Annotated in this window: 25 protein-coding genes; 11 read left to right on the forward strand and 14 right to left on the reverse strand. The window is 52.2% G+C overall.

Annotated features, from left to right (window positions below):
* Window positions 1–15: 15 nt before the first annotated feature.
* The 4 genes from H7A81_RS02535 to H7A81_RS02550 form a co-directional block, all read right to left on the reverse strand.
* Window positions 16–777 (reverse strand): amino acid ABC transporter ATP-binding protein, encoded by a 762-nt coding sequence (locus tag H7A81_RS02535; RefSeq protein WP_058961754.1) that lies wholly within the window; start codon window positions 775–777, stop codon window positions 16–18.
* Window positions 770–1,693, reverse strand: coding sequence for an amino acid ABC transporter permease (locus tag H7A81_RS02540; protein WP_182056634.1), 924 nt, complete (start codon window positions 1,691–1,693; stop codon window positions 770–772). The genes H7A81_RS02535 and H7A81_RS02540 overlap by 8 nt, the downstream gene beginning before the upstream one ends.
* Window positions 1,690–2,586: an ABC transporter substrate-binding protein gene (locus H7A81_RS02545; protein ID WP_182056635.1), complete on the reverse strand. Its 897-nt coding sequence runs from the start codon at window positions 2,584–2,586 to the stop codon at window positions 1,690–1,692. Before H7A81_RS02545 ends, H7A81_RS02540 begins: the two co-directional genes overlap by 4 nt.
* Window positions 2,587–2,914: 328 nt before the next feature.
* Complete coding sequence (locus H7A81_RS02550) at window positions 2,915–4,105, reverse strand: glycoside hydrolase family 5 protein (RefSeq protein WP_255478873.1); 1,191 nt, start codon at window positions 4,103–4,105, stop codon at window positions 2,915–2,917.
* A gap of 331 nt (window positions 4,106–4,436) precedes the next feature.
* Here H7A81_RS02550 and H7A81_RS02555 point away from each other — a divergent pair, with 331 nt between their 5' ends.
* The 3 genes from H7A81_RS02555 (at window position 4,437) to H7A81_RS02565 (ending at window position 8,938) form a co-directional block, all read left to right on the forward strand.
* Entirely contained in the window at window positions 4,437–6,617 is a 2,181-nt protein-coding gene (locus H7A81_RS02555; protein ID WP_304622182.1) for a TonB-dependent siderophore receptor, read from the forward strand.
* 205 nt (window positions 6,618–6,822) lie between these two features.
* A complete protein-coding gene (gene iolE / locus H7A81_RS02560) occupies window positions 6,823–7,746 on the forward strand; it encodes a myo-inosose-2 dehydratase (RefSeq protein WP_182056637.1) in 924 nt (307 codons plus the stop codon).
* Between the two features lie 10 nt (window positions 7,747–7,756).
* Entirely contained in the window at window positions 7,757–8,938 is a 1,182-nt protein-coding gene (locus H7A81_RS02565; protein ID WP_097117803.1) for a Gfo/Idh/MocA family protein, read from the forward strand.
* Here the strand turns inward: H7A81_RS02565 and H7A81_RS02570 are convergent.
* The 3 genes from H7A81_RS02570 to H7A81_RS02580 form a co-directional block, all read right to left on the reverse strand.
* The gene (locus H7A81_RS02570) at window positions 8,935–9,849 is read right to left on the reverse strand and encodes an alpha/beta fold hydrolase (protein ID WP_182056638.1); all 915 of its coding nucleotides are present in this window, start codon (window positions 9,847–9,849) and stop codon (window positions 8,935–8,937) included. The two genes, H7A81_RS02565 and H7A81_RS02570, sit on opposite strands and share 4 nt — an antisense overlap.
* 218 nt (window positions 9,850–10,067) lie before the next feature.
* On the reverse strand, window positions 10,068–10,511 hold the full coding sequence (locus tag H7A81_RS02575) for a GNAT family N-acetyltransferase (protein WP_182056639.1): 444 nt from the start codon (window positions 10,509–10,511) through the stop codon (window positions 10,068–10,070).
* The gene (locus H7A81_RS02580) at window positions 10,495–11,040 is read right to left on the reverse strand and encodes a GNAT family N-acetyltransferase (RefSeq protein ID WP_182056640.1); all 546 of its coding nucleotides are present in this window, start codon (window positions 11,038–11,040) and stop codon (window positions 10,495–10,497) included. Before H7A81_RS02580 ends, H7A81_RS02575 begins: the two co-directional genes overlap by 17 nt.
* Window positions 11,041–11,159: 119 nt before the next feature.
* Here H7A81_RS02580 and H7A81_RS02585 point away from each other — a divergent pair, with 119 nt between their 5' ends.
* Window positions 11,160–12,077, forward strand: a complete 918-nt coding sequence (locus tag H7A81_RS02585; protein ID WP_182056641.1) for a DMT family transporter — start codon at window positions 11,160–11,162, stop codon at window positions 12,075–12,077.
* A 2-nt stretch (window positions 12,078–12,079) separates the two neighbouring features.
* Here the strand turns inward: H7A81_RS02585 and H7A81_RS02590 are convergent, their stop codons facing one another.
* Complete coding sequence (locus tag H7A81_RS02590) at window positions 12,080–12,967, reverse strand: MurR/RpiR family transcriptional regulator (protein ID WP_182056642.1); 888 nt, start codon at window positions 12,965–12,967, stop codon at window positions 12,080–12,082.
* A gap of 418 nt (window positions 12,968–13,385) precedes the next feature.
* Here H7A81_RS02590 and H7A81_RS02595 point away from each other — a divergent pair, with 418 nt between their 5' ends.
* The 4 genes from H7A81_RS02595 to H7A81_RS02610 all read left to right on the forward strand — a co-directional run bounded on the left by H7A81_RS02595 (window position 13,386) and on the right by H7A81_RS02610 (window position 18,239).
* Entirely contained in the window at window positions 13,386–15,515 is a 2,130-nt protein-coding gene (locus H7A81_RS02595; RefSeq protein WP_182056643.1) for a TonB-dependent siderophore receptor, read from the forward strand.
* 49 nt (window positions 15,516–15,564) lie between these two features.
* Window positions 15,565–16,665: an ABC transporter substrate-binding protein gene (locus tag H7A81_RS02600; RefSeq protein WP_182056644.1), complete on the forward strand. Its 1,101-nt coding sequence runs from the start codon at window positions 15,565–15,567 to the stop codon at window positions 16,663–16,665.
* 240 nt (window positions 16,666–16,905) lie between these two features.
* Complete coding sequence (locus H7A81_RS02605) at window positions 16,906–17,076, forward strand: KGG domain-containing protein (RefSeq protein ID WP_034827492.1); 171 nt, start codon at window positions 16,906–16,908, stop codon at window positions 17,074–17,076.
* A gap of 269 nt (window positions 17,077–17,345) precedes the next feature.
* Window positions 17,346–18,239 carry an SDR family oxidoreductase gene (locus tag H7A81_RS02610; protein WP_182056645.1) on the forward strand — a complete coding sequence of 298 codons (894 nt, stop codon included), beginning with the start codon at window positions 17,346–17,348 and terminating at the stop codon, window positions 18,237–18,239.
* A 43-nt stretch (window positions 18,240–18,282) separates the two neighbouring features.
* Here H7A81_RS02610 and H7A81_RS02615 read toward each other — a convergent pair whose 3' ends face one another.
* Both H7A81_RS02615 and H7A81_RS02620 read right to left on the reverse strand, forming a co-directional pair.
* Window positions 18,283–19,155, reverse strand: a complete 873-nt coding sequence (locus tag H7A81_RS02615; RefSeq protein ID WP_182056660.1) for a DMT family transporter — start codon at window positions 19,153–19,155, stop codon at window positions 18,283–18,285.
* Window positions 19,156–19,364: 209 nt separating this feature from the next.
* A complete protein-coding gene (locus tag H7A81_RS02620; RefSeq protein ID WP_182056646.1) occupies window positions 19,365–20,270 on the reverse strand; it encodes a LysR family transcriptional regulator in 906 nt (301 codons plus the stop codon).
* A gap of 131 nt (window positions 20,271–20,401) precedes the next feature.
* On the opposite strand from H7A81_RS02620, the gene H7A81_RS02625 reads away from it, so the two are divergent.
* Complete coding sequence (locus H7A81_RS02625) at window positions 20,402–21,151, forward strand: SDR family oxidoreductase (RefSeq protein ID WP_058961280.1); 750 nt, start codon at window positions 20,402–20,404, stop codon at window positions 21,149–21,151.
* 270 nt (window positions 21,152–21,421) lie between these two features.
* Entirely contained in the window at window positions 21,422–21,964 is a 543-nt protein-coding gene (locus H7A81_RS02630) for a CpmJ protein (protein ID WP_182056647.1), read from the forward strand.
* Window positions 21,965–21,993: 29 nt separating this feature from the next.
* On the opposite strand, the gene H7A81_RS02635 is transcribed toward H7A81_RS02630, so the two are convergent.
* The 4 genes from H7A81_RS02635 to H7A81_RS02645 all read right to left on the reverse strand — a co-directional run bounded on the left by H7A81_RS02635 (window position 21,994) and on the right by H7A81_RS02645 (window position 23,205).
* The gene (locus H7A81_RS02635) at window positions 21,994–22,086 is read right to left on the reverse strand and encodes a hypothetical protein (protein ID WP_166934158.1); all 93 of its coding nucleotides are present in this window, start codon (window positions 22,084–22,086) and stop codon (window positions 21,994–21,996) included.
* Window positions 22,041–22,175: a hypothetical protein gene (locus H7A81_RS27620; protein ID WP_255478876.1), complete on the reverse strand. Its 135-nt coding sequence runs from the start codon at window positions 22,173–22,175 to the stop codon at window positions 22,041–22,043. The genes H7A81_RS02635 and H7A81_RS27620 overlap by 46 nt, the downstream gene beginning before the upstream one ends.
* A gap of 68 nt (window positions 22,176–22,243) precedes the next feature.
* A complete protein-coding gene (locus H7A81_RS02640; RefSeq protein ID WP_097117790.1) occupies window positions 22,244–22,618 on the reverse strand; it encodes an NUDIX hydrolase in 375 nt (124 codons plus the stop codon).
* Window positions 22,615–23,205: an NUDIX domain-containing protein gene (locus tag H7A81_RS02645; protein ID WP_058961277.1), complete on the reverse strand. Its 591-nt coding sequence runs from the start codon at window positions 23,203–23,205 to the stop codon at window positions 22,615–22,617. Before H7A81_RS02645 ends, H7A81_RS02640 begins: the two co-directional genes overlap by 4 nt.
* An 82-nt stretch (window positions 23,206–23,287) precedes the next feature.
* Here H7A81_RS02645 and H7A81_RS02650 point away from each other — a divergent pair, with 82 nt between their 5' ends.
* Window positions 23,288–24,037 (forward strand): DeoR/GlpR family DNA-binding transcription regulator, encoded by a 750-nt coding sequence (locus tag H7A81_RS02650; protein WP_182056648.1) that lies wholly within the window; start codon window positions 23,288–23,290, stop codon window positions 24,035–24,037.
* Window positions 24,038–24,069 lie beyond the last annotated feature (32 nt).

The following is a 24,069-nucleotide window of genomic DNA, read 5'->3' on the forward strand; positions in this document are numbered from 1 at the left end:
AATGAAAAACGGTGCTTAAAGCACCGTTGCAATAAAGTTTCTTACGCGCCCGTTTTCCGGGTCGTCGAGGACTTGCTGAGTCGGTCCGGCCGCCACGATTTTGCCGTCTTCCATAAAGACAATGTTGTCGGCAACCTCGCGCGCAAAACCAATCTCGTGCGTCACAATTACCATGGTGATGCCGGAGTGCGCCAGTTGCTTAATCACTTGCAACACTTCGCCCACCAGTTCCGGGTCAAGCGCCGATGTCGGCTCATCGAACAGCATCACACCCGGGTCCATCGCCAGCGCGCGCGCAATGGCCACACGCTGTTGCTGTCCGCCGGAAAGATTCTGCGGCCACTCCTCTTCGCGCCCTGCCAGCCCCACCTGCTTAAGCAGTGACAGCGCTTTGCTGGTCGCCTGTTGGCGGTTCTGCTTTTTCACGCGCATCGGCGCATCCACGATGTTCTGCAAAACAGTGCGGTGCGGGAACAGGTTGAACTGCTGGAACACCATGCCAATTTGCGCACGCTGACGCGCAATCTCACTGCTGCTTAACTCATGCAGCGCCTGGCCTTTCTGCTTGTAACCAATGATTTCGCCACCAATCCGAATGGTGCCGCCATCCAGTTTTTCCAGGTGGTTGATGCAGCGCAGCAAGGTGGATTTCCCCGAACCAGAAGGCCCAAGAATGACCGTGACAGAACCGGCAGGAATATCCAGATTCACTTCGTCCAGAATCGTGACGCCAGAGAAGCGTTTAGTGACTTTACGTAAGGCGATCGCTTCAGCCATTGCTTACGCTCCTTTCAGGTTTTTGCGCGCTAAAGCCCGGCAAGGATTTAAACAGGCTGTGTTTTTCACGACGCGTAACGCCACGACCAAAATAGCGTTCAACGTAGAACTGACCAATCGACAGTACCGAGGTCATCAGCAGATACCACAGCGTCGCCACCAGCAGCAGCGGGATCACTTCATAGGTACGCTGATAAATGATCTGCGCGGAAAACAGCACATCCTGCAGCGAAATGACTGAGACGACGGCAGTGGTTTTCAACTGACCGATAATTTCATTTCCGGCAGGTGGCATGATGGCGCGCATCGCCTGTGGCAACACCGTGTGTCGGAAAATCTGCGCGGGGCGGTAACCCAGCGCACGTGCGGCTTCCAGTTGTCCGTTTCCTACGCTTTGGATACCGGCACGCACAATTTCTGCGGCATAGGCAGATTGATGCATCACCAGCGCGATCACTGCCGCACTGAATGGACTTACCAACGCATTAGACTGGGTACTCCACAGCTCCCCCAATCCGGGAATAGAGAGTGAAATCGTTGGATAGAGCGCGGCAATGTTGTACCACAGGAACAGCTGCACCAGCATCGGCACACCCCGGAAGAACCAGGTATAGAACCAACTCACGCCCACCAGCACGGGGTTGGATGAGAGGCGCATCAGCGCCAGCACCGTACCAAACGCAAAGCCCAGCACCACCGAAATCGCCGTCAGTTGCAGCGTCATTAATACGCCCTGCAAGATCGATTCGCCGGTGAAATTTTCCGCAATCACGCTCCATTCGAAGCGTGGATTGTTAATCATCGAGTGCGCCATTGCCACGACGCACAACAGCACCACCAGCGCACTCAGCCAGCGTCCGTAGTAACGTTTGCCGACAATTTTCAAATCATCGGTGTGGTCACGTACCTCACTCATTGAAAGATTTCCTGGTTACGTTTGGATTCTTTAACCGCGCCAAAACCGATGCCCCAGTTGTCGAGGATCTTCTGGTAGCTACCATCTTTAATCAGCGAGTTAAGTGCCGCTTGCACCGCAGGCTCCAGCGCAGAATCTTTCGGGAAAGCCACAGAAACAGGCGCGTCATGCACGGTGATTTCGCCGCTCAGGGTGATAGGTTTAATCACCTTCGCCTGCCACAGCAGACCTTCGTACGGGCCGAGGAACATCGGTACGCGACCGCTGACGACAGCCTGAACACCGGCTGGACGATCCGGGAATACGGATACTTTGATCGGTTTTTTACCCGCTGCTTCACAGGCTTTGCTAGCTTCTTCCAGACGCGTCACCTGCGTGGTGCCTGAACCTGCGCCAACTTCCAGGCCGCACACGGCGTCCAGGGTTTTGAACGGTACCACATTGGCATCTTTGCGCGAAATAATGCCCAACAGGCTGGCATCGTAATAGCTCACGAAATCGATAATTTTGGCGCGGGTCGCGGTGGCATTAATGTTCGAGAGCGCAACATCGTAACGGCCGGTTTTCAGGCCGGGAATGATATTGTCGAAACCGCCGGTGTCACGCCACTGGACCTGGATCCCTAAGCGTTCGCCCACGGCGTTCATCACGTCAATTTCACGTCCGGCCAGGGTTTTGTTGTCTTCTTTATAGAAAGTGGTCGGCGGCGTGTTGGGGTTGGTTCCTGCCACGATATAGCCGCGCTTAACCACATCCGCCGGCAGCAGGCTTTTCAGTGCCGGGTCGGCCTTAACATGGAGTGAACTGTCAGTCGGGACGGATTGATCGGCGGCAAACGCGGTGTGTGCACTCAATGCAAGTGCAAGCAAGGTGATACCTTTGGCGAGTTTCACTGGAACCTTCTCCTGATATATATAAATGTTTCCCTGTCGGGAAAAGGCGTTGAGGTAGCGATGTATTTTTCTTCTTTCTCACCTCACAGCGGAAAGAAATTGTCATCCTCTGAACGTCCCGCAGCCATTCTCAGTAAGATGTGCAGCGATCACAAATGCGAAAAACGGATATCTATTGCCAGATTTCGGGAATAGAACTCGGCGCCCGTGGTGACGGGGATGACCGCGCCAGCGATGGCGCGGTATCAGGTAAGGTATTCAGATTTTGTCAGGTATTCGGCAGCCTGCTTTAACCATGGCTTATGATCGTTTTCTTCTTAGCAAGACACTATCGTTCTAAGCGTTTGCGTATAGGCTCAAACTCTTTCGTCGCATGGCGTGGAACGGTATCGGGTAAATTTTGCTCCGCAGCCTGCCAGTATTGCCACGGTACTTTCTTGTCGCCCAATTCGTAATCCATCCCATCCCAGCTGTCTTCCCGGAAGCTGTAAAACGCCCAGTGCGACTGCTGCTGATCCAGCACCTTTAACACATCCTCCAGATATTGCGTGCACCCTGGTAAGGTGCGGACACAACCGAACTCACCGACCACCATTTGATGGCGGGCCACACCGTGCGATTTCGCCCACTCAAACGGTAGCGCTAAATATTCTGCTACGCGTTGTGCATCCCACTGTTGCTGCAATCCCGCAAACGGGACTTTACCCGGGTAAGGCCAGGGCGCTTTGCGTTTGGCATTCGGTGCACTGGTGGCGGAATAAGGCTCATACATGTGCACGCTATATAACACCCGTTTATCTTCGAGCGGCTGTGGCCAATACGTGAAGGCATCGGCGGCAGCGTACCAGCCACTGTCGACCATCACCGGCGTCTGCTGATCGACTTCGCGAATCGCCGCAATCACGGTGCGGTAAAACCCTGGTAAATCGCGCGCGGTACCCTTTTGCTGCAGATACCAACTTTTCATGGTTGCGGCAGACGCATGTTCGTCCAGACCGCCCATTTTCTCCGGCGCGGGTTCATTAATGATGTTGTATGCCGCTACTGCAGGGTGGTCTTGCAATGCGGCCGCAAGGTCGCGCCAATAACGGGCACTTTGCTGCCAGAAAGCGTTGTCTTGCCACAGCCGGTCGTCGAACTGTCCCCCGTTATTTTGTGACCAGCGCATGCCGGGTAAGGAAAGCGGCGTAATCACCACTTTCAACCCTGCTGCCTCAGCGTTATCCAGCACATTTCTCAAAGTGGCGACATCTTCCGCCACTAATCCCTGGTAGCGATCCGCACTGCCCAGCAGAAAATCACGCTGTTGGGTGGGCCATTTATCCCAGGAGAGCCGCACCCAAGAGGCACCGTAAGTGTGGAGAGCATTGAAATAAGCAGTATTGGGTGGAATGCGATTAAAACTGTTGCCGCCATGTTGAGGTTGCAGCCAGAAATCCATCTTATCGGCGGCTCTGACGACAGGAATAGTGAACGAAATCAGCAGCAGTAATGTAAAGGTTTGTATGATCTGGCGCACACTTTCTCCTTGATTTATGAAAGTCCCAGGCACCCTTTTTTGGTGCAGGCTCGAAGCTAAACGGATCCCCATGTAGTTACTGTGCGTTATCACTGATTTTAGTCTACTGATTTGCAAGGAATTGATGACAGTTTGATGAACGCTTTTCCTCCGCAACGTTTTTTAAGCACAAACGTCACTCTGGCTTTACGTTTCTTCACGTTTCCCCCGCATTTAGCACCAATCATGGAGAAAAAAAGGAGACGCCGGTTCGCCGCATATACAATGAGAAACATTCTCATTATCATGCGCATTTGCTTACATATGTTAATACTTCAGGGAGAAGATTTAAGTGAATGTAACTTTGTATGTCAGGAAGCGCCCTCTTGCACTGATTGTGGCAGCCTTGCTCACCTCACCTGCTTATGCCGCAGAACCCACGGAAAAACTGGCTGACGATGAATCAATGATCGTCACTGCAGAACAGGGTCTGAAACAACAGCCTGGCGTTTCCACTATTACCGCTGAGGACATTAAGAAAAGCCCACCGGTTAACGACCTCTCCGATATCATCCGCAAAATGCCGGGCGTCAACCTGACCGGTAACGGGGCCAGCGGTAGTCGTGGCAACAACCGCCAGATTGATATTCGCGGCATGGGCCCGGAAAACACCTTAATCCTGATAGATGGCGTGCCGGTCAGTTCGCGTAACTCCGTGCGTTACAGCTGGCGCGGCGAACGTGACTCGCGTGGTGATACCAACTGGGTGCCCGCGGAGATGGTAGAACGTATTGAAGTGATTCGCGGCCCAGCTGCCGCGCGTTACGGTTCCGGTGCGGCTGGCGGCGTGGTGAACATCATCACTAAGCGCCCGACCAATGACTGGCATGGATCGCTGTCACTGTTCACCAATCAGCCCGAAAACAGTAAAGAGGGTGACACGCGTCGCGCCAACTTCAATTTGAGTGGCCCGCTGGCTGGCGATGCGTTAACCATGCGTCTGTATGGCAATATCAACCGCACCGATGCGGATGCTTATGATATCAATACCGCTCAAAACGGCTCTTATGCTGCGGGACGGGAAGGGGTACGTAATAAAGATATTAACGGTGTACTGTCATGGAAAATCACCCCTACTCAGATCGTTGATTTCTCCTACGGCTATAGCCGTCAGGGCAATATCTATGCGGGCGACACGCAGAACAGCAATGGAAATAGCAGTGCAGGTGGTTTAGTTGAATCTCTGTACGGCAGTGAAACAAACCGCTTATATCGTCAGAGCTATGGCGTCACTCATAACGGTATCTGGGATTGGGGCACATCCAAACTTAATTTCAACTACGAGAAGACCAATAACACTCGCTTGAAAGAAGGCACGGCCGGAAGCGTTGAAGGGATGATCAACAGTGATGTTTATTCGACCAGTCGTCTGGAAAGTTATCGTGCTGGCGGAGAAATAAACTTCCCACTGGAATTATTGGTGGACCAAACCGTGACGTTGGGAGCGGAATGGAACCGCGATGAGCTTAATGACCCTGCGTCAATGCAATCTGCAAGTACAAACCTTTACTTGCCTGGTAGTTCAGGCGATCCGTCTCAGCGCAGCAGTACTAACTCCGCCACGATAAGTTCTCTTTATTTTGAAGATAATATTGCCGCCACTGACAGCACTGAAATTATTCCGGGTTTACGCTTTGATTATCATGACGCTTTTGGCGCTAACTGGAGTCCAAGCCTGAATATTTCGCAAGGATTGGGCGACTATTTTACGCTCAAAGCGGGTATTGCGAGGGCATTCAAGGCGCCTAACTTATATCAATCAACTCCCGGCTACCTACTATCAACACGTGGCAATGGCTGCCCAATTGGCCTATCCCAATGTTATTTATTAGGGAATGACAATCTCGATCCTGAAGTGAGCGTCAATAAAGAAGTGGGACTAGAGTTTAACCACGCGGGTTATGTCGCGGGTATCACCTACTTCCGTAACGATTACAAAAACAAAATTGTATCCGGTACTGATGTTGTCTACACCAATGGTACTTACAACGTGCTTCAGTGGGAGAATGGAGGCAAAGCCATTGTAGAGGGGCTGGAAGGGAACCTGACTATTCCATTGATTGCGGACACACTTGAGTGGCGGTCTAATGCGACTTACATGTTCCGTTCAGAAAGTAAGAAGACCGGAAATCCTCTATCGGTCATTCCTGAATTTACTATCAACTCACAATTAGAGTGGCAAGCAACTGATAGCCTTAGCGCCAATATCAACTGGACGCAGTATGGCCGCCAAAAACCGCGCCAAAATGCAGAAACAGTTATCGAGGGAAGACCTGGAGGTCTTTCACAACGTGAAATCAAGCCATATTCCATTGTCGGCTTGAACCTCAATTACGACATCACTAAAAATTTGCGTGCTAATGTGGGTATTAACAACCTGTTTGATAAGCGCATTTATCGTGAAGATGAAGGTGCTTCAACTTACAACGAACCGGGCCGCGCCTATTACGCTGGCGTCACCCTGTCGTTCTGAGTCCTGATGGGTGGCCTTCTAAGGGCCACCTCTATTGACTTGCATTCCTATCTCCCTGTTAACCCATCAATTTCCATCCAAAATCACATCAATATTTTTTTGACGTTAAGCCTGCAAATTTTGATGGTTTTCCGTCAAATAACCGCTCGCCGCTGCACATCGCATCCGCTAATTTCATCGCTATCTCCCCTACAGGATATAACCGATGATCAAAGAAGCGTTTTACCGCACAGGTCACCCCGCACCTCAACTCGGCGTCAGCCCACTCTCCTGGGTCAATGAAGTGCTGCAATACCTCGGCGCAGGGACCTCGGCCGAACACTGTTTGAAAGAAGCGAAACAGGCCGGATTTCAGGGCGTCGAGCTAAGTCGCATATTCCCGCGCGAGCCGGGTGCATTGAAGCAGCTGTTGGCACAACATCAACTGCAACTGGTGTCAGGCTGGCATGACGGATTTCTCACCGAACGCAGCGTTGAGCAGGAGCTGGATGCAGTGCACAACCATGCCGCCCTGCTGCAGGAAAATGGCGCCAACGTGATGGTGTACGGCGAATGCGGCTGGATGGCTGACAACGCGCTGGATGTGCCACTGAGCACCCGACGTTTGTTGCCGGAGAGTCAGGTCGCCGACTATGCCGATCGTCTTTCCCGCTTTGCCGAAGCCTTGTTTGATCGATACGGTTTACGCCTCGCCTATCACCACCATCTCATGATGGTGGCCGAAACACTGCCGGAAATTCGTGCGCTGTTAAATACCTGTTCGCCCGCCGTTGGCCTGTTATTGGATACCGGTCACGCCACCGCTGCCGGATTCTCCTATACGCAACTTATTGAGGAATTCGCTGACCGCATTTGCCACATCCATCTAAAAGATGTGCGGTTGGATCGCCTGCAACAGGTGCGAGCCAGCGGTATGACTTTCAACGAAGCCGTGCTCGCAGGGATGTTTACCGTGCCAGGCGACGGCGGCATTGATTATCGACCGCTGGCAGAGTTTATCGCTCGCAGCGGTTATCAGGGCTGGATGGTGGTGGAAGCCGAGCAGGATCCGGCGAAAGCGCCCCCGTTAGAGACCGTAACTCGCGCACAACGTTTTGTTGCCCAACACATTTTACCTGTAAACGCTTAAGGAGCCGCTGATGGCTGGAAAAACACTGAATGTTGGCCTGATCGGTTCAGGCTTTATGGGCCAGGCACATGCCGATGCGTGGCGTCGCGCGGGTTTACTGTATCGCAACCTGGCGCTGCAACCCGTTCTGCATACGCTAGCAGATGTCACACCTGCACTGGCTGAAGAAGCGGCTCGACGCTACGGCTTTCAACACAGCACGGCGGACTGGCAGTCGCTGGTGAACAACCCTGAAATCGATATTGTTGATATCACCACGCCTAATAGCATGCACTTCGACATGGCGCTGGCCGCGATTCGTGCAGGTAAACACGTCTACTGCGAAAAGCCGCTCACCGTTTCGTTGCAGGAAGCGCAAACCCTGACCCAGGAAGCTGAGCGAGCAGGTGTGAAAACCATCATGGCGTTCAATAACATCAAAACGCCGGCAGCGCAGTTGGCGAAGCAGATGATCGATCGCGGTGACATCGGCACACCGACACGCTTCCGTGGCTGGTTCGATCAGGGATTTTTCAACGATCCCGAGCTGCCATGGAGTTGGCGTTGCTCGCGCGAACAGGCCGGGTCTGGCTCACTAGGTGACTTAGGCTCACACGTGGTGAGCGTGGCGCAATATTTGATGGGGCCGATCAAGAGCGTGGTAGGACAGGAGCAGCTGTTTATTGACACGCGTCCTGCTGCAGGTGGTGGTTCAGGCTATGGTGCCCAGGCAGATAAACAGGCGGCGCGTTTGAAAGTGGAAAACGACGATCAGTTCCAGGCGCTCGTCACTTTCGAGAACCGCGCCGGTGGCGTGATTGAATCTTCACGCATCTCCGCAGGAAAAGTGTTCGGCATTGCCTGGGAAATCTCGGGCACCGAAGGCACCATCATCATGGACGGTGAGCGCTTTAACGAACTGAAGATTGCACGTTATGGCGATGCGAAACACGATCGCGGCTTTAAAACCATTTATGCCGGTTCTCAGGTCGAGCAGTTTGGTGGCTTCTTTGGCTTCGATTTCGCAGGCGGTGGCCTGGGATACTTCGATGTGAAAGTGATCGAAATTTACGACCTGATTAAAGGCCTCAGCAGCGAAGCCGGTTGTTTCCCGGATTTCCGCTTTGGCCTGGAGAATCAGCAAATCATTGAAGCGATGGTGCGCTCATCTGCCAGTGGTCAACGTGTGGAGATCGCCAGTCTGCGCAACTAACTAAAAAACTCGCGCAGTGCTTCAGCCAGCGCCTGCGGTTGCTCATCCGGGATGAAGTGACCGCAGTGCGCGATTTTGATGCCTGAAACCTCAGCCGCAAACTCCTGAAGCGGAATCGCCATATCGGGGATCGAACCCTGATCGGCACTGACCGCCAGCAACGGCACCGTCAGTTTGCCGTTATCATGCAGCCATGCACGGTTTTGTTCCGCCGAGACGCTCACCTCGCGATAGGCCGCCATACCTGCGCGCAATGCCCCGTTCTGTTGCAACAAGCGCACATATTCCGCCATATCTTCCGCGTCAAAAACCATTGGGCTGACGGCTTTGCGTTTCAGGAACCAATCCAGATAGATCTCTTCGCGCCCGGCAATTAAGGCTTCAGGCAGATCCGGCAGCAGATGGAAGGCGAAATGCCAGGTTTTCCAGGCCTTATCGGGCGTGGCAGGCAGCGCATCCGGCAAGGTCACGCCCGGAATGCCGGCGTCAAGCAGTGCCAGTTTTTTTATCTGATTGGCATAACGCAGGGCAAACGGCCAGGCCACCCACGCACCGACATCATGCGCCGCAAGATAGTAGTGATGGATGTTCAGTTGCAGCAGCAGGCCCTGTACTTTTTCTGCCAGAGAAGTGGTGTCATAGCCGCTGTAAGGCTTATCGGAATCCCCCTGACCGGGGAGATCGGGCGCGATAATGAAGTAACGATCGCCAAGCAGAGCCATTACCTTGCGCCACGCAAACCAGCTTTGCGGGAACCCGGCTAACAGCACCAGGGTTTCACCTTGTGGGTTGCCGCCGCTAACGTAGTGGATGCGAACACCGTCTACCGTGGCGTAATGATGGGAAAAATCAGGCAGGTTGGTGACAGGTTGTGACCAGCGCGATGTTATTTTTAATTCTGAGGCATTCATCCGTTACTCCTAAAATTGGAAATGGTTACTTCCTAATTGGTCAAATTTTTGGTCGGATAGGTCGAAAACATAATCGTTCCTGGGCTGGCATGGTTGGCCGCGTTCTCGTATCAAGATTTGAGTTTGCGCTAGGGGAAATACCATTTAGGAAATGATCGATTCCCAAATGGTACAGGATGGTAGGAAGAATTGACAAGCGGTGTGAGTGAAATTGCTGATTAGGGTGCAACACGGTATTGCACAAAATCAGTCTTCGTCGCGACCTGATCATACAGCGCTCGGGCGCGGTAATTATTCTCGCGCGTCATCCAATACACTTTCGAGCAGTTCAACGCCTCAGCGGCAGCATTCACCGCTGCGATTAACGCGCGACCCGTACCTTGTTTACGCCCGTCTGGGCTGACGAACAGATCCTGCAGGTAACAATAGTCACCCAGGGTCCAGGTGCTGCGATGGCAAATAAAATGCACCAGCCCAGTCAATTTGCCCTGCTCCTCCGCCACCAGACAATGCATCGGTTCGCCTTCCGCAACCAATCGTTGAAATGTCGTATTGGTGACTTCTTCCGTGACCTCACTGACATAAAAGTCGAGATAGCCCAACCACAGCGATTTCCACTGTGCGTAATCCTCTGCAGTGAGTTCTCTAATGACCTGTTCCATTTCTTTCTCTCCATTGTTGGCGTGTGATGGTGAACATCAAACTGGCGGGCGGATCTTGCGGATTAAACACCCTTTCGAGGAAAGTCATCCCGACCTTTTCCAGTACGCGGCGTGATGCGGTGTGGTTTTCTCTCACCACACCGACAATTTCTTTCAGTTTTAGATCTTCAAAACCGTGGCGGATAGCGCGATGCGCGAGTTCTGTCGCATAGCCTTTTCCCCAGGCATCCGGTTCAAAACGGTAACCGAGATTATTGGTTCTGCGACCGTTAAATTCGCTAACGAAAACGCCACCGAAACCAATCACGTGTTGAGGATCGCTTTTCTCCATGATGACCCAGTCATCGAAACCATGAATAGCGCGGTCTTTGATTCTGCGTAATAACACTTCTCGCGCATGATCAAGGCTTGGATAAGGCCCGCGTGGGTTAAATAGATGTGTTCGTGCATCGCCATAGATGCGAAAAAGCGCCTGCAAATCCTTGCGCTCAATCGGCCGATACAGCAGCCTTTCAGACTCCCAATGCATTCATTTCCTCGCCGTTTTTTTGTGATGCAGTGAAGTAACATAGCACCGCGACATCGCTTTGAGTGTTAAGAATTTTTGCTATGATGTCAGCCCATCTTGCTAATGATTGAATCTGAACCATGCGAACATCGGACTCGTTGCGACTTTTGCTGCTGGCGGCTATCTGGGGAGCCAGTTTTCTTTTTATGCGTATTGCCGTTCCCGCGCTGGGTGCGATAAATACGGCTTTTTTGCGCGTGTTATGTGGCGCATTGGGTTTAATTATCGTGATGGCAGTACTGCGCATTCCGCGTCGCTTCGAAGGCAAACTGGGTTGGGCAATGTTGCTGGGTGTGATTAACTCAGGATTACCTTTCCTGATGTATTGCCTTGCCGCTCGCGTGCTGCCCGCAGGCTACTCCGCAATACTCAACGCTACTGCGCCGTTAATGGGTGTCGTGATTGGTGCGGCGTTCTTCAATGAACAACTGACCGTGAGTAAAGTGCTGGGCATGGTGGCCGGTGTTGTCGGCATTATGTTGATCAGTACCACTGGCGAAGGGGTGCTATCGCACGCGCTGGTGCTCGGCATCGCGGCTTGTCTGGTCGCCACCACCTGTTATGGTTTTGCCGGCTTTCTCGCTAAGCGCTGGATTGGATCGCGCGGTGGGCTTGATGCCACGAAAGTCGCGTTCGGCAGCCAGTTAGGTGCCTCGCTATTCCTGCTGCCTTTCTTTGCCTTCAGCGCGCCACAAACGCCGGCGGCGAACTGGCACATTCCTGAAGTCTGGGCCTGTATCCTGGCCGTCGGCTTTATTTGCACCGCGCTGGCTTACATCATCTACTTCCGTTTGCTGGCCGATATTGGCCCCCTGCGCACCCTCACCGTCACCTTCCTGATTCCGCCTTTTGGCATCCTGTGGGGCTGGTTAGTGCTGGACGAGCAAATCAATCAGGGCTTTATAAGCGGTGCATTGCTGATTGTGCTGGCGGTATGGCTTGTCACGCGCAGCAGAATGGTTAAAGCTGCCAGACCGACTACCACTGGCAGTCAATAGCGCTATTTTTTACTGGTGGGCTTTAGCGACCGATTGAGATCCTGAATGCGTTTCATGGTTTTTACCGTGCGCGATGAAGTCGCTGAAGCCACCGACAAAATCAACATCTCCAGACACACCAGCACGGTGCCATGCAGAGGCATACGACCATTCTCCCCACCGCGCGGCACATTGATAACCACATCCGCTTCTTTGGCAAAGGCAGAATCTAAGGCATTGGTCAGCAAAATCACCGGCATCCCTAGCCGCTTCGCCTCTTTCAGGGTAGTCAGCCCTTCTTTATGGGCAGATTTCTGCGCCATCATAATCAGCACATCACCACGCTGTAAGGTGATCAACTGTTCAGCGAGGGCAATACCCGAACGATTGAGCGTGACGGCAGGAATACCAATACGTGTGAACAGCCGAGCACTGTAATCCGCCAAAATCCCTGAAGCATTAATGCCAAAGAGCGCTACCTGTCGCGCGTCGATCAACATCGCGACAGCCTGCGCCACCGCTTGCCGATTGTGAGGTTCCGAGAGGGCATCGCAGGCGCGTTTATGGCCACCCAGTACGAAATCGATCCCCGAATTAATGTCACACGACAGCTCGCTGACGGTGGCGCTCATCTTCTCTTCTGAATTCATCGCCGGGCCAAACCAGGCTTTCAGCGTGGTTTTCAAATCACGCAAACCGGCAAATCCCAATGCCTGAACGGCACGCACCACGGTGGCATCTGAGGTATGAGTCGCATCCGCTATTTCCATGGCGGTGGCATCTAATATTGCCTCACGATTATCGTGGATATATCGCGCGACGGATTGAAGGCTGAGCGATAATGACGGAGCGCGTGCGCGATAGCGTTCACCTAATACATCAACCCGATTTTTAATTTTATTTATGGCCATCTTTTTACCTGTTTATCATCAGGGCGTGATTTCGTCCCCCATTTAGGCACGGCATTGTAGTGATATTTCTTGTTTAATCCAGCACCCTGATCGCTATCGCTCCTTTGGGGTGGAACGTTTGATTACAGCAAGAGATCTATTTATCTAACTGTTTTTGCTGTATTTATAACAATCAAACCTCAAATGGAAATGGCGTTAATGGACTCTCTTCCTGCTGTAGTATCCACGCCATTATTTCCGTTTACTACTACATTCTTTCATGTTTGAATGATTCTCAATAACATCACACCATCTCAGTTTAAGGCGCACGATCCACAGAGAATGCTTATTTCATGCACTTTTCTCTGCTGAAAATAATTTAATCCTAGCTTCGTTTCATGGACGAGATTAATTCCGTACCAACACCAGGTTTATTTAAATGAATAACAACAAAACTTTCGCTTTTAAACCCACATGCCATCCGGTCATTATCGCCGCTATATACGGTGTCAGCGTTTTCACTGCAGCTGGCAGTCTGGCAGCGGAGAGCAGTAACACCCTGACGGTGTCCGCGCAGGAAAGTCGCCCGCAAGGCTATAACGCCACCAGCAGTTCCGTCGCCAGCAAAACGCCCACGCCGCGTCTGAACGAAGCGCAATCGGTGAGTGTGGTGACCCAACAACAGCTGGAAGACTATCAGGCCGATAGTCTCACTGATGCGATGCGCTTTGTCAGTGGTGTCACAGAGGGCAATACCCTGGCAGGCACCGAAGATGGTTTTGTACGTCGCGGATTTGGCAGCAACTCTGATGGGTCAATCTATCGTGATGGCATTCGCAGCAGCCAGGGGCTGAACTTCGATGCCACCACCGAACGCGTCGAAGTGCTAAAAGGCTCGGCATCCCTGCTCTATGGCATTCAAAATCCGGGCGGTGTGATTAACGTGGTGAGCAAAAAACCGCAATATGACTGGCACACCAAAGTCAGCGGCCGTTCCTCCAGCGAAGGTGGTGGCGCTGGCACCGTCGATATCACCGGCCCGCTGGGCAACGGCTTTGCTTTCCGCTTGATCGCCGAAAAGCAGAATCAGGATTACTGGCGCAACTTTGGCAGCGACAAACATACGCTGATCGCGCCTTCGCTGCAGTGGTACGGTGAAAAAGCCAGCTTCCTGGTGAGCTATGAAGATTATCAATACGATATTCCCTACGACCGTGGCACCGCCTTTATTAATGGCAAGCCGCTGGATATCGGCTACAAAGATCGTCTCGACGACAAGGCGAATCATGCCTGGGGTCACAACAAAACCCTTAATGCGCACTATGACTGGCAGTTCAATGATGACTGGAGCACGCGCGTCACTTTTGGCTGGAATCAGCGTCAATATGACAATAATGAAGTGCGCGTCACCGCCATTAACCCCACCACCGGCGTCGTGACGCGTCGTGCCGATGCTAACCGTGGCTTTAACCACAAAACGAAATACGTTTCATGGGATCTGCTCGGTTCACAACAGCTGTTGGGCATGACCCACGATGTGGTGATCGGGACTGATTATGAGATGAACCAGACTTATCGCGCGCATCAGTATCAAGGAAAATCCAATACCGGGTTTAATTTTACCGATCCGCAATACGATATCCTGTCACCGGTGACCAATAGCACCACGGAAAACACCGCCAACGCCAATAACCTGAACCGCATTCATAGCCGTTCGGTTTACGCCAAAGACAGTATTTCACTGACGGAACAGTGGATTGCGGTACTTGGCGGTCGCTATCAGCATTACGAGCAGCGCGCGTCCAAAGGCTTCGATCCAGTGGTGGAAACACTGAACAGCGAAGGCAATAAATTCCTGCCTCAGGCAGGCCTGATCTATAAAATCACCCCTGATGTGTCGCTTTATACCAGCGTCAGCAAATCCTTTACCCCTTCTACCGATGTGGACGATGACGGCAACGTTGGTAAACCGGAACAGGGCACCACCTGGGAAGTCGGCAGTAAATGGCAGATCTCACCAAAGCTGTTCGCCAGCGTCGCGCTGTACCGCATTGATGAGCGTGACATGTCGCTCAGTATTAACGGTTCCACGCGCGCGATTGATAAAGCGCGTTCCAGCGGCGCAGAGTTTGAGCTAAACGGCGAAGTATTGCCGGGTTGGGATCTCAGCGCTAACTACAGCTACGATAAGGCTGAGATTGTTGATGATGGCGTAAATTCTGCTAACAATGGCAATCGGCTGCAAAATGCACCGCGTCATTCGGGCGCGCTCTATCTCAGCCACAACCTCAGTATCAACGGCATTCCCGGTGATTTCCGCGTCGGTGGCGGCGCGCGCTATGTCGGCTCGCGAGCGGGCGATCCTGAAAATAGCTTCACGATGCCGGATTACGTGGTGGCGGACAGCTTTATCGCCTGGAACAATCAGCTGTTTGGTGAAAAGACACAGCTTAAGTTGAATCTGAACAACCTGTTCAACAAGCACTATTACACCTCCAGCGGCGGCAATTTGCGCGTGCGTGAGGGTGAAACCCGTAACCTGATGGTCGAGGCCAGCGTTGAGTTCTGATTCTGTGGTTAAAGCGGGCGCCCGGCGCGCCCCTTCCCTTTGGGGGCCAATGCTGATTGTTCTGGCCTGCTTCTTACTGGTGCTTAGTAGCGCCGCGCTGGCAAAAACCGTCACGGATATTGACGGTAATCAGGTGGATATCCCTGACCATCCGCAGCGCATTGTCTTGGGCGAAAGTCGCATGCTCTACACGCTGGCGTTGCTGGAACCGGGCAATCCTTTTCAGCATATCGTTGCCTGGCCTCAGGATTTGAAAAAGTACGATAGCCAGACGTGGAACAGTTTTGCGCGTCAGTTCCCGCAAATGTTAAAAATCCCTTCCCTCGGTTCAGGCGGCCCGAATGCCATCAATCCTGAGCAGATCCTGGCGCTCAAACCGGATGTGGTGATCCTGCCGAGCCTGGCGCGCTACGATGATGCCGATCTGCGCCTGGTGAGTATGCTGAAAGCCGCCCATATTCCGGTGGTGAAAATCGATCTGCGCGTGCATCTGCTGAAGAATACCCGTCGCAGCGTGGAGATTTTTGGCGAGGTGCTGAATCAGCAGGCTCGCGCGCAGGCCTTTAACCGTTTTTATGACGCACATATGCAGGTGATTCGTGATCGGCTGGCCAGTTATCACGGCGCGAAGCCTTCAGTGTTGTTGCAGTTGCATCTTGGCCGCCGTAATGAGTGCTGTGTCACCGCCATCAACGGCAGCCTTGGCGAACTGTTAAACGCCGCAGGCGGCGATAATATCGCGGCTAAAACGCAGCATGGGGTGTTTGGTCGCTTGAGCGAAGAAATGGTGATCGCGGCGCAACCGGATTACTACTTCGCCACCGGATTTGGCGATAACGAGGCGCAGGGTTTGCTGAAGCTGGGGCCAGAAGTGGCACTGCCAGCGGTGCAAAGCAGCTTCGCCCAACTGACCTCGCAGCAAAACGGATTGCGTGAATTAGCCGCGCTACGTAACGGCCACTCCGCGGTCATCTGGATGAATTTTTACCTCAGCCCCTGGCACATCGCGGCAACGGAATTTATGGCAAAAACACTTTATCCTCAGCTGTTCGCGGATGTCGAACCCGAGCAAACGTTAAAGCAAATCTTCCATGATTTCCTGCCCATACCTTATAGCGGGACCTATTTCACTCAAATCCCTGCGAGTTAATCGGCCTTATTTATAATCGAAGCGTTAAATACGCTTCGATTATATTAATAATTAATTATTAACCTTCATAATTCATTTGCTTAAAAAATAAGATACGAAAAAATACTCGATAATCCACTTATAAGCTGCCGCCGCGCTTGTTAATATTCACAGTGGCACTAACCTTAATTCTGCAGTCTGGACATAACGTGTGACGCTATCCACGATTATGTAATCGCAATGCATGAATGAGGGCATTTTATGGCCGAGCATAGAGGCGGTTCCGGTAACTTCGCAGATGATAAACAAAAGGCATCTGAAGCGGGTAAAAAAGGTGGGCAAAGCAGTGGCGGCGGTAGTTTTAAAGACAACCCCGAGAAAGCCTCCGAAGCCGGGAAAAAAGGCGGAAAAAGCAGTAACAAAGGTTCTTAATCCGCCCCGGGCGCGCTAGTCGCCTCAACGACAAGGATGCCAATACGTTCTACTGGCAATTGAATAAGTGCAATGACGATATATGACTGACGTCTTGCGCTTATTCTGCTCTCTCCCTCTCATTCCAGTCACGCCTTTTATTTCCATTACAGCAGTTATAATAACGCCTCGCTTAAGCTGCAAAATTTCAATTGGTCATTTTTTGACGTGACATATATCACATTTATGCCAGGCTTAATTTATCACTAGCGAAGAACATGGAGATTACGATGAGTTCATTGACAAATAAAACGCTGCTTACCCATCAATATCCGACACCTCCTTTTAAAAAACAATTACAGGATTTTCCTGGGCTGGCGGCAAAAATGGAACCGCGCCCGGATCATGGTGAAACCAGCTATCGTGGCACTGGTCGTTTAACCGGTCGTAAAGCGCTGATTACCGGCGGCGATTCCGGGATTGGTCGTGCGGTGGCGATTGCTTACGCGCGTGAGGGTGCCGACGTGGCGATAAATTACCTGCCCGATGAAGAACAGGATGCGGCAGAGGTGATAAAACTGATTGAAGCGGAAGGTCGTAAGGCGATTGCCATACCGGGAGATATTCGCTCCGAAGCCTTTTGCCAGCAACTGGTAAAGGAAGCGGCGACGAAACTCGGTGGTCTGGATATTTTGGTCAATAACGCCGGCCGTCAGCAGTTCAATGAATCGATTCGTACCCTCTCGACAGAAGATTTTGATGCGACCTTTAAGACTAACGTGTATGCCATGTTTTGGATCACGAAGGCGGCGCTGGAGTACCTACCGGCGGGTTCATCGATCATTAACACGTCGTCAGTGCAGGCCTACGAGCCCAGCGCCATCCTGCTGGATTATGCCCAGACCAAAGCGTCGATTGCGGCCTTTACTAAAGCTTTAGCCAAGCAGTTGGGTAAAGACCAAATCCGCGTCAACGCCGTGGCACCCGGCCCTTACTGGACTGCATTGCAGGTGTGTGGCGGACAGCCGCAGGAGAAAGTGGAGCAATTTGGCGCTTCCGCGCCACTGGGTCGGCCCGGTCAGCCTGCTGAAATCGCGCCGCTGTATGTGACGTTTGCGGAAACCACCAATAGCTTCACGTCGGGACAGGTTTGGTGTTCTGATGGCGGCACCGGCACGGTTTAACCCCGATGAAGGGCGCATCCATTTTGATGCGCCCTGTTCGATCTTACCCCGATGTTTTCAGGCGCGGTGTGCGAAACACCAGCATGATGCCGAGCAGAATAGCCAGCATTCCCATCATCCCCGACCACGGCAGCGCATTACCTAACAACAGGTAATCCAGTACTGCCGTTATCACCGGAACCAGATAAAACAAACTGGTGACGTTAACGATGCTTCCCGCACTCAGCAGCCGATACAGCAGCAGCTGCGCCACCACCGAGATCATCACCCCAAGAAACAGCACGGAAATCCAGAAGTGCAACGTAAAGTCGATATGGAAGGCTTGAACCGGAAGCAGTAGAGCACACAGCGCCAGGCTCACCGCGTATTGCAGCGGCAGTACCTGCGCGGGATGCTGGGACACCTTTTTCTGCATGATGGCACCAAACGTCATACACAGCAGTGCGCCGAGAGCGCAGACAATGCCGCTCAACGGCAACTGCGATGCCGCCAGACTGCGCCACACCAGCAGTATCAATCCTGCTAACGCGATCAGTAATCCCAGTAATCGCGTGCCCTGCATGCGCCTTTCCACAATGCAGAGCGTCAGGATCGGTTGTATGCCCATGATGGTGGCGATTAAACCTGGCGTCACCCCCTCGGCCATCGCCTGGAAATAACACACCGAATAGGCACCAATCAAAATCAGACCGGTAAACATCACCGTTTTTCGGCTGCCCGCATCGGGTAACCAGCGACGCCGAAATAGGCCCACCAGCAATAATGCAACCAGCGCCACACCGAAGCGCACAATCAATAGCGCGATGGGTGAGGCATTGTCCAAACCAAGGCGTGAGAAGATGGCCGCACTGCCCCACAGCAGCACGAAGCCCGACGTCGCCGCTTGCGACGTCAAAGACGAAGAACGCATGAAAATGCTCCTAAAACAAACGTTGGAAATTTAAGCGTGAAGACTTTCGGTTCTTAGCGAACCACAACGCGTGCAGGAGGCGGTGGCGGACAGCAGATCGCATACAGGCCATGTTCGTATGACGGGGAAAGTGCGGCTGAAAGTGTCATTTACGCAGGCCTGTAGTCAAAATAGGGAGTTCAGTAACAAAAAGTTAACAGATCGCCTCTGGCTTGTCATCCATTGAGTCGCGCAGGAAATACCTCACGCAACCATTCGATAAACACCCGTAAACGCTGGATCAGATGGCGGTTTTGCGGATACACCACGTGAAACGGATAGCTGGCGGGCCGCCAATCCTTCAGTATTTCCACCAGCGCGCCTGACGCTAAATCTTTGGCTGCTGCGTACCGGAATGTCTGAATGATGCCTAATCCTACCACCGCCGCCGCCAGATGAGCATTGCTTTCGTTAATGCCGATGCGATGCTCAATTTTCATTTCCTGTTTCTCATTACCCTGCAGAAAGCGCAGCGGGAAGGCGCGCCCGCTTTGCGGAGATAAATAGCTAATCCAGCGATGGCCATTTTTAAGCTCTTGCGGATAGGCTGGCACGCCGTAAGTTTTGAGATAAGCGGGTGCCGCGCAGGTGATCATCTCAGCATCACCAAGATGACGCGCCACCAGCGATGAATCACCCAGTGGACCGCCACGAATCACGCAATCGACATTGTCGCTAATCAGATCCACAGCCCGGTCTGATATGCCGAGATCGAGGCTAATCTCAGGAAATCGCGCAACGAAATCAGGTAGCAGTGGGATGAGAACCTCACGCGCCGTTGAGCCGCCAATATCAATGCGCAGATACCCGCGAGGCGTTCCGTTTACCGCGTTAAATGCGCCATCAATATCTTCCAGGTCACGCACGATACGCAGTGCTTTATCGTAATAATCTCGTCCTTCAGGCGTGACGGTGACGCGTCGCGTGGTGCGCTGTAACAGGCGTACACCCAGATGCCCTTCTAACTCCTGCACCAGTTTGCTCAACGTGGCATTCGGCATATCCAGTGAATCGGCCGCACGGGTGAAGTTCCCCGCTTCCACCACGCGCGCAAACGCCTTTATCGCCAACAGCTGGTCCATTTTTATTATCCATACACAGGAATAGTGATTTCGATTTTACACCATTTATCACTAAACCGCGCAGGGTTACATTGCCTCCCATGCACTGCAACGCAGTCATTACACACTTAAATCCATTTGGGAGAACACTCATGAACACATCATTAAATGGTAAAATTGCATTAGTCACCGGCGGCACCAGCGGGATTGGTTTAGCCTCTGCCCAGGCGCTGGCAGCACAGGGCGCACGGGTGTTTATCACCGGTCGTCGCCAGCCGGAACTGGATGCCGCCGTGACGCTTATCGGTGCACAGGCAACCGGCATCCGCGCCGATGCTTCTGTGCTTAGCGATCTGGATGCGGTGTATGCCCAGATAGCACGCCAGGCGGGCCGTCTGGATATTCTGTTCGCCAATGCTGGCGGCGGCGATATGTTACCGCTCGGTGCGATTACTGAAGAGCACTTTGACCGTATCTTTGGCACCAACGTGCGAGGCGTGCTGTTTACCGTGCAAAAAGCGCTGCCGCTGTTAAGCGACAAAGCCTCGGTGATTTTGACCTCGTCCACCACTTCGGTTCAGGGCACCGCAGGATTCAGTGTTTATAGCGCCAGTAAAGCCGCCGTGCGTAACTTTGCCCGTTCTTGGGCGCTGGATGTGAAAGATCGCGGCATCCGTGTCAACGTGGTGAGCCCTGGTCCGGTGCGCACGCCAGGTTTGGGCGATTTAGTGCCCGAAGATCAGCGTCAGGGATTGTTCGATGCGCTCGCCGCACAGGTGCCATTGGGCCGTTTGGGAGAACCCGGTGAGATTGGTCAGGTTGTCGCGTTTCTCGCATCCGATGCTTCGAGCTTTATTAATGCCACCGAACTGTTTGTGGATGGCGGCATGGCGCAAGTATGAGTTGAGGGTTCAGGAAAGACGTTCACATTAGGTCTGTTTTCCTCTAACGAAGTGCGTAAACGGATGACGCGCTTCGTCGATTAATCTCTTTTCTTTTAATTATTCCGTTCACCCTTTCACATCACAGAAAAAACACCCATAATTCAGCGCGATTGGAGAGCAAAATTTTTAAAATACGCCATGATGGCCATCAGGCAGCAATGCCATGCTGTCTTTCAATATTCAGGTTTTAATCCCTGATATTGTCTTAACCAGTAAGGAAAGCGTGCAGTGAAATTAAAAACTTTCGCGTTTATCGTTCTGTCATTATGTACCGTTTTCGGTGCGCAGGGTGTTACGCGGGTCGGGTTGCTGGCAGGGGCGAATAATATCGACCTTAATCAGGATGGCGTCCCGGATTTGCTGGTCTCTGCGACCTTTGACAATAACACCTCGCATCCCAGCCAGACGCTATCTGCCTTCATCAATAAAAACGGCAACTGGTTTATTTTACCGGTTCCGGATGATGATGGCTTTACCTGGTCGGATTTTCGTCTTGCAGGTTCCTCTGACAAAATCATTGGTTTTGAACTGCACAATATCCAGGGCGTTTATTACCTGATCCGCGCGATGAAATTCTCGTCAAATCAGGACAATGATGATCTGACTGAAGCCGCGCAAATAAAATTCTCTCGCTATCGGGTAGCGGAAAGCAGCGAAGAACCTGGCGCTCCGGTTTTTTATTGGCAACTGTCTGGCAGTTATACCACCTCACAAACGTATAGCGATGTTGATCAGGCTTTCGCACAATTAAAAATAGATGAATTTAAGTAGCGCAGTGCAGGCGTTAATTCGCCTGCTCATTAATCCCGCACTTCATACTGCACCGAAAGTTCGCCCTTCTTTTCTTTCACTCGGGTAATGACGATATCGCCAACGTCCCCGGTGCGTTGCACATGCGTGCCACCGCAGGCGTAAGGTGTGAGATCGCCCCAACCGTATCCATCTCCAGCAGATCACTGAAATAGTAGGCTCTCACCGTCATCACATCCTCCATAACACTACCTCCACCCTTGGTGTTCAAATCGGCAAAACAGAGCTTGCCCTATCTGTCTATATGTATCCTGCCTGGGCCTGAACCAAGGGGACCTGTTCGATATCGTAAAAAATACTCAACCCCAAATCCTTGCCAACTTGCACATCCTGATCCGCACCCGTTGAAGCGCCAGGCATGCGTAAAATGGCATCACAACTCTGAATAAGACGATGCGCAACGGGATAGAGGAAGGCTTCACTGATTTCATCCCCAATCCGCTGCGAACCCGCCGCATTGGCGAGCGGTAACGCCAGCCATTCACCTATCACCGGGGTATGGCCCTTTTGATAAACCTGCAACGCCATGTGATCAAGTTTCTGCATATTTTGCTCAATCAGTTGCTGATCACCGTGAGTGCCACTGCGAACCGGACCTGCGATCAGAATCATCATTGTACTTTCTCCTCAAATTGAATGTTTAATGCCAGGTGTTGCAGCAACATGATGGTTTTGGCATCTTCGATTTCACCGTTTCGGATCGCGTCCATGGCGCGCGCGAAAGGCCACTCCAGTACTTCGATATCTTCCCCCTCTTCCTCCAGACCGCCGCCAGCATGCTTTCGGTCGCCATCGTGATATTCCGCGATAAAGAAAAACAACTTCTCCGTCACCGAACCCGGGCTCATATAAGCCTCCATCACCTTCTCAATATTTGTGACAGTGTAACCAGTTTCTTCTTCTGCCTCGGCAATAATGCGCGTTTCCGGCGAGGCGTTATCCAGCAAACCGGCTGCTGCCTCGATTAAAAAGCCATCATGCCCATGGATAAAAATGGGAAAGCGGAATTGCCGTGTCAGGACGACTGTCTGTTTATGGCGGTTATAAAGTAGGATCACCGCACCATTGCCACGGTCGTAAGCTTCGCGGCTTTGCTGTTGCCAACTGCCGTCGGCACGCTGTAAATCGAAGGTGTATTTTTTTAAGGTGTACCAGTTGTCGGATAACAACTGCTCACGAATATTGCGCACTTTATGCTGCATGTTTGGTCTCCCGATGGCTGACAAAACAGACGTTATCATGCATAATCGCGCACATACAAGCAAAAACACGAATGAGAAAATCATGCTTTCCAGTCAACGTAAACAGCAGATATTGACGATTCTTGCCGATGAACAGCAAGTGATGTCGAGCGAGCTAAGCCAGCGCTTTAGCGTCTCTGAGGACTCGATTCGCCGTGACTTAAGGGAGTTGGCCAGCGAGGGATTACTGCAACGTGTTCACGGGGGAGCGCTGCCGGTTTCTGCTGCTATTGCCCCTTTTGAAACACGCAAAAACGTGCAAATCAGTTCCAAGCGCCTGATCGCGCAAAAAGCCGTTCAACTGATCCAGCCGGGACAGGTGGTGATCATCGATGGCGGTACAACCACAGCGGAAATGGTGCAACTGCTGCCCAAAGAACTGGCCTTTACCGTGGTGACGCACAGTCCGAGTATTGCCGTCGCCCTGGTTGATTTTCCTCTGGTTGAGGTGATTCTGATTGGCGGCCAGCTGTATCGTCACTCGGTAGTTGCCGTGGGATCTGCGGTGATCGAAGCCATTGCACGCATCAATGCAGACCTGTTTTTCATGGGTGTCACAGGTGTGCACAAAACCGCAGGGTTAACCACGGGTAATTACGAAGAAGCCGGTGTGAAACGTGCACTGGCGGCGCGTGCGGCGGAAACGGTGGTGATGGTCTCTAAAGAGAAACTCAACTCAGCATCGGCGTTCGCCATTGGCGATCTGTCACTGGCCAGTACACTGATTTTTGATGGAGAACCTGATGCTGAGATGCAGCAACTGCTGCAACAGAAGCAGATAGCCCTGCTGTAATTCGCCCTTTTAAGGCAGGGGTTGAGTGATTA

The sequence above is a fragment of the Pantoea sp. ME81 genome (assembly GCF_903970985.1).
In the GTDB taxonomy this organism is placed as follows: domain Bacteria; phylum Pseudomonadota; class Gammaproteobacteria; order Enterobacterales; family Enterobacteriaceae; genus Pantoea; species Pantoea communis.